1 protein-coding gene and 1 pseudogene are annotated in these 1,216 nt (G+C 80.4%); one reads left to right on the top strand and one right to left on the bottom strand.

The genetic code is table 11. From position 1 onward, the window contains the following. Window positions 1-564, bottom strand: a 564-nt coding sequence (locus CBZ_RS17815) for a DUF3806 domain-containing protein (RefSeq protein ID WP_130782814.1), incomplete at its 3' end; no start/stop codon positions are given. Between the two features lie 364 nt (window positions 565-928). On the opposite strand from CBZ_RS17815, the pseudogene CBZ_RS17810 reads away from it, so the two are divergent. Then, window positions 929-1,216 (top strand): annotated as a pseudogene (locus tag CBZ_RS17810) (M15 family metallopeptidase); the annotation flags it as partial.

The raw sequence follows: 1,216 nt of genomic DNA, 5'->3' as shown, positions 1-1,216 counted from the left end.
CCTCGCGTCCTGCGCGGCGGCCGTCCGGCGCGGCAGCGCGGCACCGGCGGCCGGCGGGCGCGGCTGCGGGACGTCGAACGCCGGGGTGGGCGTGGTCGCCCCGGGGACCTCCTCGGGCAGCCCGGCGACCGCGAGGTGCGCGGCCGCAGCCGTCACGTAGCCCACGGCCCAGTCCGGGGTGACGCCGATGTCCCAGCGTGCCCGGATGTCGTCGAGCGGCAGCACCGCGGCCTCGCCGTCGGGCGAGACGACCGCGGGCGTCGGGACCGGTCCCGCGGTCCGCAGCACCCAGTGCGCGCCGGGCGTGCGCGCGACGACCAGGTCGCCGACGACCGTGCCGAGCGCCGCGACGACGCCCTCCGGCACCACGGCGCCGGGCTGCGCGGCCCAGCCCGCGTACGTGTCGTGGACCAGCCGGGCGACGGCCGAGACGTCCGCGACGTCGGACCTGCTCGCCCGGACGTGAGCGCGGAGCGCGTCGAGGTTCGCCTCCTCGCCGGCCGTGAGCGGTCGTAGCCCGGGCACGGTCGCGGCCGGTGCGGTGGACAGCCGGTCGTCGCTCATACCGTGCCGATCGACGGCCCTGGTGGCGGCCTTGAGCGGCGCGTGCCGGGTTCCTCCGGATGGCCGTCGCCCGCGGGTGCCCCCCCGCGGACGGCCCGGGTCCGACGTGCGCCCGACCCGGCGACGCGCGTCTCCCCGGCGGGCGGCGCCCAGCCCCGATGGTTAGCCTGGCCGCCGGGCGGGACGCCGTGTCCTCTCCGCCTGCGCGTCCGGACCAGGCCCTCGCCCCGACCCGCCGTCGAGCGCCCCCGAGCCGACCAGCCCAGACCCCGCCGCCCCGCCGATCGCAGGAGCCAGCATCCGCCTTCCTCTCGTCGCCGCAGCCGTCGCCGCCGTCCTCGTCGTCGGCGGGACCGGGGCATGGGTGCGGGCGGAGGCCGTGCAGGACCAGGAGCAGGCGGTCGAGGCCGCGCAGGAGCGCGTCGACGGGACCGTGGCCGCGGCGTCCGCCGATGCGGAGCACCGGGAGGCCGCCGACACGGCCGTCGTCGGGGCGGCCGCGGACAGCACCCGGGGCTCCGCGCGGGACGCCCTGGTGACGGCGGCCGAGCAGGCGCGCGCGACGCTCGCCGCGAGCGAGGGGGCCGTCGCCGACGACACCGTCCGGCAGACCCTCGCGGCGGCGCTCGCCGAGGCCGACGCGGCGCTCGCG

The sequence above is a fragment of the Cellulomonas biazotea genome (assembly GCF_004306155.1).
In the GTDB taxonomy this organism is placed as follows: Bacteria; Actinomycetota; Actinomycetes; order Actinomycetales; family Cellulomonadaceae; genus Cellulomonas; species Cellulomonas biazotea.
Note: the sequence above shows the minus strand (reverse complement) of the source record. Positions and strands in the feature narration are given on the sequence as shown.